The following is a 15,669-nucleotide window of genomic DNA, read 5'->3' as shown; positions in this document are numbered from 1 at the left end:
AATTTAAAACTTCAAAACAACAGAAGCCAGAAAACACATTTGCGCACATCGAAACAAATGCCGGATTTTGTGAGAAAAAAAAGATTTTGCCTTCCAAAAAAAACTCTCAGGAATTCTTTTTAAAAAGTCTGTACCAGAATATTAAAATTATATAACGCAAATACGGAAAAATGAGAAAAATTTTCAAAGGATTTTTAAAAATTTCTGGCCAAATTTCAAGTCCACGGTCAAAAGTATTCTCGCTTACTCTTTTTACACGGTCAGAAAAAATTCCAATGCAATCTTTATAATACAAAAAAATGCTCGAAGCAAAATTGTTCCGCCGATTATAAGCCCACAATTTTTTTTCTTTTATTCCATCGCTCACAATTACAAGAGAAGGCGACGCTTTGAAGATTGCTTGAACCACATCTTTTTCAATATCTTTTGAATAATAACCAACGTAACGACCGACAATCTGAAGGTTCGGCAATGTTGAACGCAAATTTGATTCTGCCTTTTGAAGAGCCTTTTTTCGTCCTCCAAGCAAAAACAGCGATTTGTAGTGATATTCCATAACCGACAAAATCGCAATTACTGCGGAAAAAGGATTGTATCTTACGGGAACTGTTTTTTTTAAGAATTTTGCACCCCAGATAATACTTTTAGAAACCGGCAAAATTAAATCGGCAGAATGTAAATATTTGCTAAAATTCTTTTTCTTTTTTCTGCCCTTTAACAAATCCCAGACAGAAAGAAAGACAATCTGTTTCGAGCCAGGTTTTGCGAGAATTTCAAGAATAACTTCGTCCATGTCGCCAGGATTGCAGACATCGACTGGAACGCCAAGCAAATTTATTCTTTTAAGTTTTGAATTTTCGTTTCTTAATTCTTCTGCCATATTTTTCTTCCCGTTATTGCATTCTGCACGCAAGCAATGCCATAAAGTGCTGCAGTCTCGCATCTTAAAATATTTGTTTCAAGGTGAACTGGAACAATTCCATTTTTAGAAAGAATTTCTATTTCTTCGGGACTTATTCCGCCTTCCGCCCCGCAAAAAATCGCGCAATTTTTTATTTTTTCCGAATCCGAGATAGCTTCGTAAAGATTTTTTGTTTTTTCGCTTCGTTCGTACAAAACGCAGGCAAAACCGTCTTTTGAATTTTCTTCGGCAATTTTTTTCCAGAAAGCGCAGGCTTCATCCAACGTCAAAGTTTCTGCAATTTCGGTCGAAACTGGACTTCCGCTCTGCTGACGAGCTTCTTTTACAATCCGTTCATACCGTGAATTTCGGAAATTCTTTTCTGCTCCGCCATTTTGCGTAAATTTCCCAGTCACAGGAATTATTTTAAAAACTCCACATTCTGTCGCCTGTCTCACAATCAAATCCATTTTTGAACTTTTTGCAACAAACTGAAAAAGATATAAATTTGTTTCCGGGCAATATTCGCTCTGATTTTCGCCTTCTTCTTTTAAAACTTCCAAAACAGAATCGCACACTTGCAAAGTTACGGTGCGCCTGTTTTCATCAATTTTTGCAACCGTCGTGCCAGAAAGTTTTCCGTTTGACAAACGAACATAAAGCATATCGCCGACAGAAAGCCTAAGAACTTGTTTTAAATAACGAAAATCTTTTCCGTTAATTTCGATGAGTCCTTTTTTGTCTGGATTTACAGTCGAAACAAACTGCCTCATTTTTTCTCGGCAGACAGCGATTCGTCTTTCAAAGCCGCCTCTTCCTGTAATTCTTTAAGAGTCTTTGTATTTTTTACAAGTTCATCAAATTCAGCCTTAGTTCCGCTCAAAATATCGAGGGCCGCAACAAGCTGAACATCCCAGTCCAAATCGTAAAGCATGGTGCCTTTTGTGCGGGTTACTTCGTTTCTTACGAGTTTTCTGAGAGTCGGCAAATCGATTGCGGTGTATTTTTCGTGCAATTTTTCTGCAAAATCTGCAATCTGCTTTTCCGTCATATTTTTATTCTGTTCAACGACTTTTTCAATTTCGTCGCTTTTCATCAATTCGGTATACTGTTTTTCGCCATCTTCTGCAAAATCCGGGAACAAAACCTCTCTGTCTGGCGGGATTCCGATTTTGTCGATATTCGTATCGCTTGGAGTGTAATAACGCGCCATTGTAATTTTTATGCCGTCTGTAGAAGAAAGCGGAAGCACCTGCTGAACAGAACCTTTCCCGTAAGTTCGCTGGCCAACAAGGTAAGCCAAATGGTTGTCTTTTAACGCGCCAGAAAGAATTTCAGAAGCCGAGGCCGAACCTTTGTTGATTAAAACTACAATAGGAATATCTTTTTTAAAAGTCGTTTTTCGTGGACTTGCCGTAAAAACAGAATTTTCAAAGTCAAGACGGCTTTTTGTCGAAACAATCGGCCCTTTATCAATAAATTTATCTGCAACATCAACAACAGACGTTATAAGTCCGCCAGGATTGTTGCGCAAATCAATTATCAAAGCAGAAATCTTTTCTTTTTTAAATGAATCTAAAGCTTGCTGAACGCGCTCGGCTGTCTGAGGTGTAAATTCAATAATTCTTACATAACCTACAGTTCCGGCTTTTTCAACTTCCTTTATTGTTCCAAATTTTACCGTCGGAACTTCAATCATCTCTCTTTTTAATGTCACCGGAAATTCAATATTCTGTCCACGCCGAATCACAAGGTCGACTTTTTCTCCAACAGGACCGCGCAAAATATCCAAAACTTCGTCCATAGTTATTTTTGAAGTGTCAGTTCCGTTTGCAGAAATAATCAAATCTCCAGCCTGAATTCCAGCCTTAAATCCAGGTGTGTCTTCTACAGGCGAAGCAACTTCTACATAAGCCGGTTTTTCCGGAGTAGAAACAAATGCCTTGGAAATAGAAAGACCGACTCCTCCAAATTTTCCTTTTGTAGTGTCATTTAAACTTCTAAAAGTCGAATTATCCAGATAGACGGTGTACGGATCATTCAAGGCAGAAAGCATTCCTTTTAGAGCGCCCGTGTAGAGCGTTTCAGGGTCAACCTCATCAACATAATTTCTCTGAACAAAGTCAAAAACTCCGTTCATCATTTCCATATATTGCTGTGTACGTTTATTTATTTTCGATGTCGAATTTGTCGAAGACTCGGCAAAACATTGAGAAGCAAAGATTATTGCATAAAAATACAAAAAAACAACTTTTATGCCATGTTTAATTTTTTTCATAGCCTGTATTTTAGACTTCAATCTATTTTAAGGCAAGAGAAAGAATTATGTTCCTTTTTTCGGAAAATTCATATTTTTTCTATAGAAAGAACCTCTGTATTTTCTGTTTTTACTATGCTAGAATAAAGCCATGCAAATCATTCCAATCGCAAGCGGAAAAGGAGGCGTAGGAAAAAGTCTTCTTTCTGCAAATCTCGCAATCGCACTCGGACAGGCTGGCAAAAAAGTAATTCTGGCAGATCTCGACTTAGGCGCGTCGAACCTTCATCTTGTAATCGGCCAGTTTTCTGCAAAAAAAGGAATCGGCACCTTCATTACAGGCGAAAATAAATTTGAAGACATAATCCAGCCGACAGAATACGAAAATGTTTCTTTTATCGCAGGAGATTCTGAAATTCCAGGTCTGAGCACCTTAAAAAGTGCCCAGAAAAATTCAATTATTCGGAATTTCCGCAATTTAAACTGCGACTACCTTATAATCGACCTTGGAGCTGGAACCCACCTTACAATTCTAGATTTATTTCTTCTTTCTCCACAGGGAATTGTAGTTACTGCGCCAACAGTCACGGCAACCCTCAACGGCTATCTTTTTTTAAAAAACGCAGTTTTCCGGCTCATGGCAAGCTCATTCAAAAAAAACAGCCCGGCCGCAAAATATCTTGAAAAACTCAAAAACGACTCATCTTCCCTCCAGAGGCTTTACATTCCAAAAATGATTGAAGCGTTGCGCGAAGTTGATCCGGAAAATGCAACAATTTTTGAAAATCGCATGAGACAATTCCATCCGCGCCTTGTCATGAATATGATTGACGAACCAAAAGATGCCGACAAAGCCCTAAAAATTCGCCGTTCATGCCAGCAATATCTCGGAATCGACGTTGAATCTCTTGGAGTAATGTACCGTGACACCTTGCAGGACAAAGCGCTTTCATCAAGATTGCCAGTCATAAACTACAAACCAAATGCAGTAATCAGTCAGGCAATTTATAGAATTGCAGAAAAAATTCTTCAGAGCGAAACATTTCAATTTGATGATTTTTCAACAGACGTTCTCGACTCAACATACGAACTTGCAAACGAAGAAGCAAATGACGACTATTCTCAAAAAATGTCCTATGTCGAAGACTTGGTTGGCACAGGAGCGCTGAGCATGGGAGAACTTGCAGAAACTATAAAAACCCAGCAGTATGAATTAAATCAACTCAGAAACGAAAATCTGCTTTTAAAATCAAAACTTGTAAAGGCGGCTTCTCAGGGATTTAAGATTTAAAATAAAAATACGCCTGTTTAAAAAAATACTTGGAGAATAAAATGAATTTTCTACCTCTTTATATCAACTATCCGTCGTGGATTCATCCGGAAATCTTTCCTGGAGTTCCTGTTTTGGGACTTATCCGCTGGTACGGTCTTATGTACATTCTTGCGTTCGGAACAGCCTTCTTGGTTCTAAAAAAACTTCTAAAAGAAGGCGCCCTCGACGAAATTTCTTCCGACGGAACGCTAAGAAAAGCCACAGAAGACGACATTTTTAGTTTTATTGCCACAGGAATCATCTTCCTTCTAATCGGCGCGCGTATTTTTTCAACCTTAGTCTACGATACTTCCGGAATTTACTGGAAAAAGCCATGGCTAATTTTTTGGCCGTTCAACTCTTCAGGACAGTTTACCGGACTTGCAGGAATGAGTTATCACGGAGGCTTTATCGGCGGCTTAATCGGAATGATTTTCTGGTGCAAAAAAAACAAACGCCAGACGCTAAAATGGATTGACGCAATGGTTACGGCAATTCCTCTCGGCTACACATTTGGCCGTCTTGGAAATTTCTTAAACGGCGAACTTTACGGCCGCATTACAAGCGCCCCTTGGGGAATTATTTTTCCGCAGGCAGAACGTTTTTCGGCTTCATTCCAATGGGTAAAAGATTTTGCATCTCAGTGCGGACTCCAAATTTCCGGTTTGCTCGTAAATCTTCCGCGCCATCCGAGCCAGCTTTACGAAGCGTTTTTCGAAGGTCTTATACTTTTCTCAATTCTCTGGTTTTTGCGTAAAAAAAAGCCGTTTGACGGATTTTCTGGAGCAATTTACACGATTGGATACGGAATCTTCCGCTTTTTTATCGAATATTTCCGCGAACCAGACTCAGATATTGGTTACAGAATCGCCGCCGACACAAACGCGCCTATTTACCTCAACACTTCGCTTTTTAACATTTCGACCGGTCAAATTTTATGTCTTTTAATGGTGCTCGGCGGAATTTCGCTGGCAATTTTTTCATATTTTCTTGCAAAAAAGAAAAATCAACAAAAATCTGCCTGACAAAACTTCTCTCAAATCGTTTGAACTCGTTTAAAATAAAAAAACTGACCTAAAATTCATACATCCGAATTAAAAGTCAGTTTTTATTTTTGGGGGCTTCCCCGCTTGCGCGGGTCGGGTCTTGCAGGGTTTCATTCGCAAGCGAACGGCTTACGCCGCCCTTCCAGCCCCTAAGCCATTTTTTAAGATTCAATCAATTCAGCAAGTTTATCTGCGGTAAAACCGAGAGCCTGTGCTACATTTCTTCCTGGACCTGATTCACCAAAGCGGTCAATCGTAAACAAATCTTTGCGACCAGTTGCAATTCCCTCCCAACCGCATCTGCAGCCAGCTTCTGCAACAATCACGCGTTTTGCACCACCAAGGATTTCGTTCATAAATTTTTCATCGCTTTCAAACAAATTCTTGTCCAAAATCGAAACAACACGGACAATTTTTCCGCTTACTTTTTTAGCAGCGTCAAGAGCCATATTCACTTCGGAACCAGTCGCAACGACAGTAACATCCGGATTCTCGCCGCCCGTTTTTACAACATAAGCGCCTTTTTTGATTGTCTCTTTCCAATTTTTATCTTCTTTTTCATAAACAGGAACATTCTGTCTTGTAAGAGCCAAAACAACCGGATGGTCTTTGCTTTCCATTGCAATATGCCAGGCAGCAACGGTTTCTTCCGCATCGCCAGGACGCAAAACCTGTACACCAGGAATTGCACGCAAAGAAGAAAGTTGTTCAATCGGCTGGTGTGTCGGACCATCTTCGCCTACGTAAATCGAGTCATGAGTCAAATCATAGATTACAGGCTGTTTCATAATCGAAGCCAAACGGATTGAAGGACGCATGTAGTCGCTAAATACAAGATAAGTTGCTACAAACGGACGAATTCCGCCATGAGCACACATTCCAAGAGCTTCGCTTGCCATTCCAAACTCGCGGATTCCATATTCAATAGAGCGACCTGCGCGGTTAGACGGAGTATAAGTTCCGCCATCGCACTTCATTCCAGATTTATTAGAACCTTTAAGGTCGGCACTTCCGCCAACAAGACAAGAATATCTAATTCCCATTGCGTTTATCATATCGCCACTTGCCGAACGGGTTGCAACATTTGCACCGATTTCATAAACAGGATCTTCTGCAGTTCCGTCAGCCTCCCCTTCAAACGAAGCCTTCCACTGTTTTGCAAGTTCAGGATTTTCCTTTGCCCAAGCTTCAAACTCTTTGTTCCAGTCAGCTTCTTTTTTAGCAAAACCAGCTTTTTTGTCTTCAAAATAACGAAGAGCCTGTGGATCAACATAGAAAAATTCATCTGGATTTATACCGAGCGCTTTTTTTGTTTCGGCAACATCAGCATCTCCAAGAGGTTCTCCGTGAACAACAGGAGTTCCCTGCTTTGGAGCAAATTTTCCAATTACAGACTTGAGCATAATCAAAGAAGGCTTGTCCGAACATTTTTTTGCTTCTTCAATAAGTTTTAAAAGACCTTCAACATCATACATGTCGCCTTTTAAAACCTGCCAGCCATAAGCCTCGTAACGTTTTCCAATATCTTCTGTAAAAGTAATATCTGTCGAACCATCAATAGAAATTTTATTCTGATCATAAAAAACAATCAGTTTTCCAAGTTTATTATGTCCTGCAAAAGAAGAAGCTTCAGAAGAAACACCTTCTTCAAGACAACCTTCGCCACAAAGAGCATAAGTATAATGGTCAACAATTTTGTGTTCTGCCGTATTGAATTTTGCAGCCTCGATTGATTCTGCAAGCGCCATTCCAACGGCAATGGCAATTCCCTGACCAAGCGGACCAGATGTGTTTTCTACGCCGTCAGTCCAGCCAAATTCTGGATGTCCAGGACAAACAGAACCTACTTGACGGAAATTTTTAATGTCGTCAAGCGAAACTTTATAACCGCTCAAGTGCAAGATTGAATAAAGCAACATAGAACCGTGTCCAGCTGAAAGCACAAAGCGATCACGATCTGCCCATTTTGAATCAGCAGGATTGTGCTTTAGAACTTCTCCGTACAAAATTGCAGCGAGTTCAGCACATCCAAGCGGGAGTCCAGGATGACCTGATTTTGCTTTTTGGATAGCATCGATTGACAGACTGCGTATTGATTTTGCAACGGCAGCAATTCCTTTTGTGTCCATAATAAAACTCCTAAAATTTTTATATCAACTCAAATTAAATTCTTCGGATTAACGGATAAATTTCGTTTAATCCAAGTTTCAATTCAAGTGCTTTTTTTAAATCACTTTTTGTTAAAAGTTGCGCAAGAAGCGAAATAATCTGCAAATGCGATTGAACAGAACTGCTCAATGGAATAATCAAAGTCTGAACTTTTTTATTGTCCATTGCATGCATATCAATCGGATTTTTTAAATAACAGATAAAAATTCTCTGATCTTTTGGATTTTTTAAGAGCGGCTGCTGAGAATGAGGAATTGCAATTCCGTTGCCAACAGCAGTGCTCAAAACAGATTCGCGGGCGCAAAGACCTTCATAAAGATTTACAGGAAGGATTTCTGAAGGAAGATTTACTTTTTCTGACAGCGATTTAAAAACTTCAAACGGCGAATCTCCCTCAATATCTCTATAAACACCGCCAGCACGCAAATATTCACCGATGTTTGCATCAGGAACCATTCAATCCTCCGCAGAAAATCAGACAACTTTAAACTGTTCGGCATAACATCTGTCCAAAGCATTTCGCAGTTCAGGACAAATGTCTTCAAAATTCATTTCCATGCCTTCAAGCGACAGTTTTAACGCATCTCTGTCATCATCTTTACATTCGTTTTCATTGGAAAGCATATCCAAAATTCTGGCAGCATGTGCAAACAATTGAGAGAGAATAACAAGTTCTTGCTGCGGAAAGCGTTCGATTTTTTCACCAGCTCCATCAATATCAAAAACCAAATTCTGAACTTTTGCGAACAAGCCTAAAGCCTTATGCCGCAACGACGCAACTGGAAAATCTGCCAACCAATTATAATGCTCACGTAATATATCACTTCTTTTTAAAATTTGCAATGTAATGAATTCTTCTTCTTCCTTAGAAATTTCCATTTCTTCTGGTAGAAAATCTTTTAAAATTTCTTCCGGCTCAATTTCTTTTTTGTTAAAAAGTCTGTCCTTTATAATGCAGTCGAGCAAACAAACTGGAGGTTGCAAGGTTGGCAAACATGCCTCAAGCCCAGAACTGAGCATTTCTCGATTCCATTTTCCAACAGCAGGAACATCTTCGCCCTTTTTCCAAAGCCTTGTTTCTACACCAAAAAGCTCCATGTTGATTTTTTTTGTCGAAGTTAAAAACTCGTGGATTGAACCGCAAGCCGGCGTACAAAGCTCCTTTCTGTGCTCTAAAAACGCAAAGGAAAGTTGCTGTTCCATGCTTGAGCAAGGTCCCATTTTGTCAAAACTTCCAAGCAGCGCATTTTCAAGATTTTCGTTCCAAAGTTTTATTTTTCCGATTTCTTCATTCAATTCCAAAATCGTCTTTCTATGATTCAAAATCGGAAAAACTTCAATAATTCCCTGATCCCAATCAACCATTCTGCACAAAATGCGATCGCCCTTATGAAAATTAAAATCCGAAATAACTTTTTCAAGCGAAATTCCTGTCAAATTGATTTTCGATGGCAGTTCAAAATTATTATTTGCAATTTCGGCTTTATTATTTATCGGGTCAGCGGCAATATATTGACTTGCATATTCATCACCAAAAAAAGTAAAAAACTCTCTTGCCGTATTGCAATCAGTCGTCATTATTTTTTTTGGCAAAATTCTATCGTTATAAATAAATTTCAACTGCGACGAAAGCATTTCGCAATCCGCAAAAGGAATACAACGGTCACCAGGAATAAACAGTTTCTGCTCAAGTTCTTTAGCGGTCGGAACAAAACTAAAAAACATTCCGTTAAAAACTCCAGCGTGTGTCATATAATAATGCCCTTCAAGAGCGAACACTCTGTCATCTGTCCGCAAAAATTCGTCGATTTCTTCTATTGTCGCTTTTTCGCCGTAAGGTTTGAGTAATAAATTTATTTCTGTTGTCGTAAAAGGTCTGTCAAAAGTTCTCAAAAACTGCGACAAAACTTTTTCAATTTTTCCATACATACTTATAATTTACAAAATTTAAGCACCTTCCGTCTATCAAAAACTTTTCTTTAACAGTCCTTTATAAAACAAAAAAACGCAGAATAATTTTTGACAGCAGGGCGACTTTTTGCGTTGCAAAAACCAGGCTTTCCGGGGTTCCGCGACAAAGCGCTCCATTGCTCAAGCGCAACGGCTTCGCCGCCCCTACAATCCTTGCCGCAAACATCTGCGTGCCGTTACATAAAATACACGGTTAAAAAAATGCCGGTATTTCTACCGGCATTCCATTATTTTTTATTTAGCAATCTAAAAAGTGCAATTACTTTTTTTCACGAATGTCAAGAATTTTTACATTTTCCTGTCTGATAATTTCTTCAACAGTCTCTTTGCTCAAATTGCCGATTTTTACCGTAATAATCCGCTTAGAAACATCGCTTCCGTCAGTCGTTACTACAGAAACAATATTTCCGTTTTTTGCAGCCACGGCAGTTGCAATTCTTGCAAGCTCGCCAGGTTTTTCTGCAACTTCAATCACTGCCCGAACTCCAGGTAAGGTTGCTCCAAACATCGAAATAAATGCGTTAAAAAGGTCAGTTTCGGTAATAATTCCAGAAAGAATTCCATCTTTCATTACAGGCAGACATCCGATTTTTTCGGTCGCCATCGTTCTTGCCGCTTCTTCAATTACTTCATCAAAATCAACTGTTTTCACGTTTTTTACCATTATCTTTTCAACTTTTAATTTTGAAAGAAGATATCCCAATTCATACATATCAAGAGTCGAAGCACTGGAAGGAGCTGCTTTCTGCAAGTCATTCTTCGTTATAATTCCAACCAGTTTTTTTGATTTATCAACAACCGGAAGCTTATTGATTTTTTCTTTTATCATCAAAGCCTTTGCATCCGTCAAAGATGTATCTGGCGAAACATAAATTACATTTTTGCTCATAAAGTCACATACTTTCATAATTTCCTCCAAAAAGTTTACAGAATGCCAACCTTAAATAATTCTAAGTCGCGTTTTATAAAAAAGCAAACAAAACAATTAACCGCCAAGATATGCAGCCTTTACAGCTGGATCTTTTATCATGTCGCTTGAATTTCCCGACGAAGAAATGCTTCCAGTTTCCAAAATATAAACTCGGTTTGCAATGCTCATTGCCTTAAACGCATTCTGTTCAACAAGTAGAATTGTCGTTCCGTCCTCGTTAATTTTTTTGATAATTTCAAAAATTTCATCAACCAGAATCGGCGCAAGTCCCATGCTCGGTTCATCAAGCAAAAGAAGTTTTGGATTCGCCATAAGTCCGCGGCCCATTGCGAGCATCTGTTGTTCTCCGCCAGAAAGAGTTCCTGCAATCTGCTTTAAGCGCTCTTTCATTCTCGGAAAAAGTTCAAACACGTGTTCCATATCCTGCTTGATTTTTTCCTTGTCATTTCGGGTATAAGCTCCCATTTCAAGATTGTCTTTTACAGACAAATTTGCAAAAATTCGTCTGCCTTCAGGAACGTGAATCAACCCTCTGTGAACAATCTGAGCCGCCTGAAGATTTGTAATGTCTTCTCCGTCAAAAACAACAGAACCGCTCTGTTTTTTAATTAAATTAGAAATTGAATGTAAAGTTGTTGTTTTTCCAGCGCCATTCGAGCCGATAAGGGAAATTATTTCGCCTTCATTTACATCAAACGAAATGCCTTTTAGAGCGCGGATTGCACCGTAATTTACAACAAGATTTTTTACTTCAAGAATTGCCATAGTTTCTCCAAAAATTTCCGATTCAAAAACTCTTAAGCAAGATTTTCCGCTTCAGAACCCAAATAAGCTTTAATTACATCGGGATTTGATTTAATTTCCTCCGGCACTCCGCTCGCAAGAACCCGGCCGTAATTCAAAACATAAAGACGCTCGCAAATTCCCATTACAAGTTTCATATCGTGTTCAATAAGAAGAATCGTCAGGTTAAATTCTTTGCGAATAAATGCAATAAGTTCCATAAGTTCTTTTGTTTCCTGCGGATTCATACCAGCAGCAGGTTCGTCCAGCAAAAGCAAGGTCGGATTTGCAGCAAGGGCACGGCAAATTTCAAGTTTTCGCTGTTCACCGTAAGGCAAATTTGAAGAAAGTTCATTTTCTTTTTTTTCAAGACCGAAAAGTTTTAGCAGATTTTGAACCTTTAAATTCATAACCTCTTCATCTTCAAAAAACTTTTTAGTACGCAAAACCGCATCCCAAGGCTTAACATTTCTCTGACTGTGCATTGCAATTCGAATATTGTCGCTTACAGTCAAATTTCCAAAAAGCCTGATATTCTGAAAAGTTCTCGCAATTCCAATTAAATTGAGCTGGGCTGGTGTTTTTTTATTTACAACCTGAACTTTTCCATTTTTATCCCAAAAAGTAATCTGTCCGCCAGTCGGGGTGTAAACGCCGGAAAGCATGTTAAAAACAGTTGTTTTTCCAGCGCCGTTCGGTCCGATCAAACCGACAAGTTCGCCTTTTCGAAGTTCCATATTGAATTCGCTGACAGCTTTAAGTCCACCAAAAACGATAGAAAGGTCATTTACCTGAAGAATCAATTTTTCATCACTCATTATTCTGCCTCCCCTTCATTCTTTTTTGCGTCCGAAACCTCATTTTTTGCCTTTTTAGAAATTTTGCTTTTAAGGTTAAAAAATCCGTTCACAAAACTCAATTCCTTCATTCCCATAAGTCCCTGAGGTCTAAAGAGCATTACAATGATTAAAACAACCGGATAGAACAAAAGACGGTAATTTCCAAGGAACCTCAAGGCTTCTTGAATTGCAGTCAAAACAAAGGCTGCAATAACTGTTCCACTAATACTTCCCATTCCTCCAAGAACAACATAAATCAGCATATTTACAGAATTGTTGAACGAAGCAATATCCGGCTTAATAAAACCAACAATCGGAGCATAAAGCGCGCCACCAAGACCGCCAATAAACGAAGCAATCACAAAACCAATCATTTTGTATTTAAAAACGCTGATTCCATTAGAATTTGCGGCAATTTCATCTTCTCGAATAGCCTTGATTGCCCGGCCGTAAGTTGAATGTAAAAAATTCTGCAACAGAACAATCAGAACAACAAGCATTCCAATGCTTACCAGATAACTCATCGCAGGTCCCCAAAAAAGATCGTCGCGCATAAAACTGTATTTAAAACTTTTGCCGTTCGGACCACCAGTAACGGCTTTGAGGTTTACAAGAATTACACGCACAATTTCGCCAAAAGCAAGAGTTACAATCGCAAGATAGTCGCCTTCAAGTTTTAAAGTCGGAAATCCAATAACAAATCCAAAAATCGCCGCCAAAAAAGGAGCAACAAGCATGGCAACAGGCAACGGCAAACCAACATCCTGAGTAAAAATAATTACCGAATAAGCGCCAATCGCTTCAAAAGCACACTGTCCCAAAGTAAGCTGACCGACAATTCCCGTAACCATATTTACAGAAATCGCAATTACAGCATTGATTCCGCCCATCGTCAAAATCTGCGAAGTATAAGCGTCAATCAAGCCAACGCGGATTAAAACAAAAGGAATTACAATCGCCGCCAGAGCCACAACTCCAGGAATTAAAAAATTGCTTTTTTTCATATTCATCATAAACCAGCCCCTAAACCTTAACCCTTACTTTTTTACCAAGAAGACCGGCAGGTTTAACCAAAAGAATTACAATCAAAATACAATAGGCAATTGCATCCGCATATTGAGAAGACAGATAAGCCTTTACCATAGTTTCCGCAACGCCAAGAATAATTCCGCCGACCATAGCACCAGGAATAGAACCAATTCCACCCAAAACAGCTGCAACAAACGCCTTTAAACCAGGAATATACCCCATTAGAGGATCAACCTGCGGATAAGCAATAGCATAGAGAACGCCACCTGCTCCAGCAAGAACAGAACCGATTACAAAAGTAACGGCAATAATTCTATTCGAATTAATTCCCATCAAGCTTGCAGCACCAAGGTCGTAACTAACAGCCTGCATTGCTTTTCCGGTTTTTGTATAATTTACGACATAGTTCAAAACAACCATAAGAACAGCCGAAAGCAAGATTACAATAATCTGAACATTGCTTATTGAACCGATTCCAAAACTAAAGTTTTTAATCGCCATTGTCGGAAAAGAACGTGGTTCCGGGCCAACAAAAGGCAAAACGCGCATAACATTCTGCAAAATCAATTCCACAGCAATCGCCGTAATCAACGAATTCAACCTCGGCGCATTTCTCAAAGGTCTGTACGCAAGCCTTTCAATCGCAAGACTCAAAAGTCCGCAAAAAACCATTGCAGCCAAAAAAGCACAGACCATTCCAGCTGGAGTTGTGCCCATCGCACACAAAACAAAATATCCTGCATAAGCGCCAATCATCATAACGTCGCCATGCGCAAAGTTAATCAACTTAACAATGCCATAAACCATCGTGTACCCAAGGGCAATTAAAGCATAAATACTTCCCAGCGAAAGTCCATTGATAAGCTGCTGAACAAAAATTGTTACGTTGTTCAAACTTATCCTCCAAATATATTAGTTCTGTTATATTGTAAAAAATTTTTTGTTTTTAGTAAATCAAGGCATCGTGCATTATTTATAGGAGCACAAATATTTTTCAAACCGGCTCTTCACGGTTACGCTATCCGCTCCATCCGCCAAGGCGGACGCTACGCGCCGTTACGATCCGGGCTAAGTCTTCTGCAAAAAAAAAAAAGCGTCATTCCTTCGAGAAAAAAATTCCCAAATTCATGACGCCTTTGTCAAATTACGAAAACTAAATTTTACGGCTGTACTGTAGCTTTGTAAACTGTAGAAAGTTTTCCATCAGCACCTTTTACCAGTTCAAGCATTACAGCAGATTTTACAGGGTTGCGTTTTTCGTCAAAAGTAATGTGGCCTGTAACATAGTCGCCTTCAGAAGCAGCAAGCGCATCTCTTACAGCAACGCTGTCAGTTGAGCCAGCAGCCAAAATCGCATCTTTAATCATATAAACTGCATCATAACCGAGGGCTGCAAAAGCAGTCGGAGTGTGATTGTATTTTGCCTTGTAGTTTTCAACAAAAGTTTTAACTGCGCCAGTAGTTGCATCAGCAGCATAGTGGTTAGAATAAAAACCATTCAAAACTTCATCGCCAGCATTGTCAATAAGACCATCCCAGCCGTCAGCACCAACGATCGGAGTGTTAATTCCCTGAGCGCGCAACTGTTTAGCAATAAGAGCTACAGTTCCGTAGTAATCCGGAAGATAAACAACATCTGGTTTAGAATTCTTAATTTTTGTAAGCTGAGCGTTAAAGTCTTTGTCGCCAGTGCTGTAAGATTCTTTAGCTACAACAGTTCCAGAAGCAGAGAACGTTTTTACAAAGTTTTCTGTAAGACCTACAGAGTAGTCGTTTCCAACATCATAAAGAACAGCAGCTTTTTTAGCTCCGAGCGTTTCAAGAGCAAATTTAGCACCAACAGTTCCCTGGAACGGGTCAATAAAACAAGCACGGAAAACAAAATCACCGGCTTCAGTAATTGCAGGAGCTGTAGCGGCAGGAGCGATCATCAAAACTTTCTGAGCCTGAGCCAAAGAAGTAATTGCCATTGCACACCCAGAAGTTAAAGAACCAACAATGAGCTTTGTTTTTTTCTGTGTAACGATTTTTTTGTAAGCATTTACAGATTTTTCAGGATTTCCTTCATCATCTTCACTTACAATTTCAATTTTTTTACCGTTAATGCCACCAGCAGCGTTAATTTCTTCAGCTGCCAAATTGATTCCATTCAAACAGTCAACACCATAAACAGCTACAGCACCAGAAAGAGGTCCAATAGCACCAATTTTTACCGTTTCTCCAGATTTTTCACCACAACCAGTAAAAGCGAAAAGTCCTGCAACTGCAAGAGCAACAGCACCCAAAACTTTTTTCATTTGCGTCCTCCAAAAATTCAACTTGCATAAACTTTAATTATTTTCTTAGTTTTAGTAAATAAAAACAAATAAGAATTTTTTAACTTTTTAAGGTTTCAAAGCACAAAATTTCAAAAACAGTCAGTTAATATTCA

The 15,669-nt window shown here is 39.1% G+C and carries 14 protein-coding genes; 2 read left to right on the top strand and 12 right to left on the bottom strand.

What is annotated here, in order from left to right:
* Window positions 1-106: 106 nt before the first annotated feature.
* Genes ACT6XC_RS01025 through ACT6XC_RS01015 form a run of 3 tightly spaced genes read right to left on the bottom strand, consistent with a single transcriptional unit; the run spans window position 107 to window position 3,179 of the window.
* Window positions 107-880, bottom strand: a complete 774-nt coding sequence (locus ACT6XC_RS01025; protein WP_443740503.1) for a WecB/TagA/CpsF family glycosyltransferase — start codon at window positions 878-880, stop codon at window positions 107-109.
* Window positions 865-1,674: an RsmE family RNA methyltransferase gene (locus ACT6XC_RS01020; RefSeq protein ID WP_443740502.1), complete on the bottom strand. Its 810-nt coding sequence runs from the start codon at window positions 1,672-1,674 to the stop codon at window positions 865-867. The genes ACT6XC_RS01025 and ACT6XC_RS01020 overlap by 16 nt, the downstream gene beginning before the upstream one ends.
* The gene (locus ACT6XC_RS01015; protein WP_443740501.1) at window positions 1,671-3,179 is read right to left on the bottom strand and encodes a S41 family peptidase; all 1,509 of its coding nucleotides are present in this window, start codon (window positions 3,177-3,179) and stop codon (window positions 1,671-1,673) included. The genes ACT6XC_RS01020 and ACT6XC_RS01015 overlap by 4 nt, the downstream gene beginning before the upstream one ends.
* A 130-nt stretch (window positions 3,180-3,309) precedes the next feature.
* Between ACT6XC_RS01015 and ACT6XC_RS01010 the strand changes: the two genes are divergently transcribed.
* Together ACT6XC_RS01010 and lgt are read left to right on the top strand one after the other, a co-directional pair.
* The gene (locus tag ACT6XC_RS01010) at window positions 3,310-4,449 is read left to right on the top strand and encodes a P-loop NTPase (protein WP_443737634.1); all 1,140 of its coding nucleotides are present in this window, start codon (window positions 3,310-3,312) and stop codon (window positions 4,447-4,449) included.
* Between the two features lie 41 nt (window positions 4,450-4,490).
* Window positions 4,491-5,495, top strand: a complete 1,005-nt coding sequence (gene lgt / locus ACT6XC_RS01005; protein ID WP_443740500.1) for a prolipoprotein diacylglyceryl transferase — start codon at window positions 4,491-4,493, stop codon at window positions 5,493-5,495.
* 182 nt (window positions 5,496-5,677) lie between these two features.
* Here lgt and tkt read toward each other — a convergent pair whose 3' ends face one another.
* From tkt to ACT6XC_RS00960, 9 genes are all read right to left on the bottom strand, one after another.
* A complete protein-coding gene (tkt, locus tag ACT6XC_RS01000) occupies window positions 5,678-7,645 on the bottom strand; it encodes a transketolase (RefSeq protein WP_443740499.1) in 1,968 nt (655 codons plus the stop codon).
* Window positions 7,646-7,679: 34 nt separating this feature from the next.
* Window positions 7,680-8,141: a PTS sugar transporter subunit IIA gene (locus ACT6XC_RS00995; RefSeq protein WP_443737637.1), complete on the bottom strand. Its 462-nt coding sequence runs from the start codon at window positions 8,139-8,141 to the stop codon at window positions 7,680-7,682.
* Between the two features lie 18 nt (window positions 8,142-8,159).
* On the bottom strand, window positions 8,160-9,614 hold the full coding sequence (locus ACT6XC_RS00990; RefSeq protein WP_443740498.1) for a hypothetical protein: 1,455 nt from the start codon (window positions 9,612-9,614) through the stop codon (window positions 8,160-8,162).
* 301 nt (window positions 9,615-9,915) lie between these two features.
* Window positions 9,916-10,563, bottom strand: coding sequence for a CBS and ACT domain-containing protein (locus ACT6XC_RS00985; RefSeq protein ID WP_443737639.1), 648 nt, complete (start codon window positions 10,561-10,563; stop codon window positions 9,916-9,918).
* A 78-nt stretch (window positions 10,564-10,641) separates the two neighbouring features.
* Window positions 10,642-11,346: an ABC transporter ATP-binding protein gene (locus ACT6XC_RS00980; RefSeq protein ID WP_443737670.1), complete on the bottom strand. Its 705-nt coding sequence runs from the start codon at window positions 11,344-11,346 to the stop codon at window positions 10,642-10,644.
* 38 nt (window positions 11,347-11,384) lie between these two features.
* Window positions 11,385-12,188, bottom strand: coding sequence for an ABC transporter ATP-binding protein (locus ACT6XC_RS00975; RefSeq protein WP_443740497.1), 804 nt, complete (start codon window positions 12,186-12,188; stop codon window positions 11,385-11,387).
* A complete protein-coding gene (locus ACT6XC_RS00970) occupies window positions 12,188-13,222 on the bottom strand; it encodes a branched-chain amino acid ABC transporter permease (protein WP_443737642.1) in 1,035 nt (344 codons plus the stop codon). Before ACT6XC_RS00970 ends, ACT6XC_RS00975 begins: the two co-directional genes overlap by 1 nt.
* A gap of 10 nt (window positions 13,223-13,232) precedes the next feature.
* Entirely contained in the window at window positions 13,233-14,132 is a 900-nt protein-coding gene (locus ACT6XC_RS00965) for a branched-chain amino acid ABC transporter permease (RefSeq protein WP_443737643.1), read from the bottom strand.
* A 266-nt stretch (window positions 14,133-14,398) separates the two neighbouring features.
* Window positions 14,399-15,535, bottom strand: a complete 1,137-nt coding sequence (locus ACT6XC_RS00960) for an ABC transporter substrate-binding protein (RefSeq protein ID WP_443740496.1) — start codon at window positions 15,533-15,535, stop codon at window positions 14,399-14,401.
* Between the last annotated feature and the right edge of the window lie 134 nt (window positions 15,536-15,669).

Source organism: Treponema berlinense, assembly GCF_052273165.1.
GTDB lineage: Bacteria > Spirochaetota > Spirochaetia > Treponematales > Treponemataceae > Treponema_D > Treponema_D berlinense_A.
The sequence above is the reverse complement of the archived record's forward strand: the minus strand, read 5'-3'. Positions and strand labels throughout refer to the sequence as shown.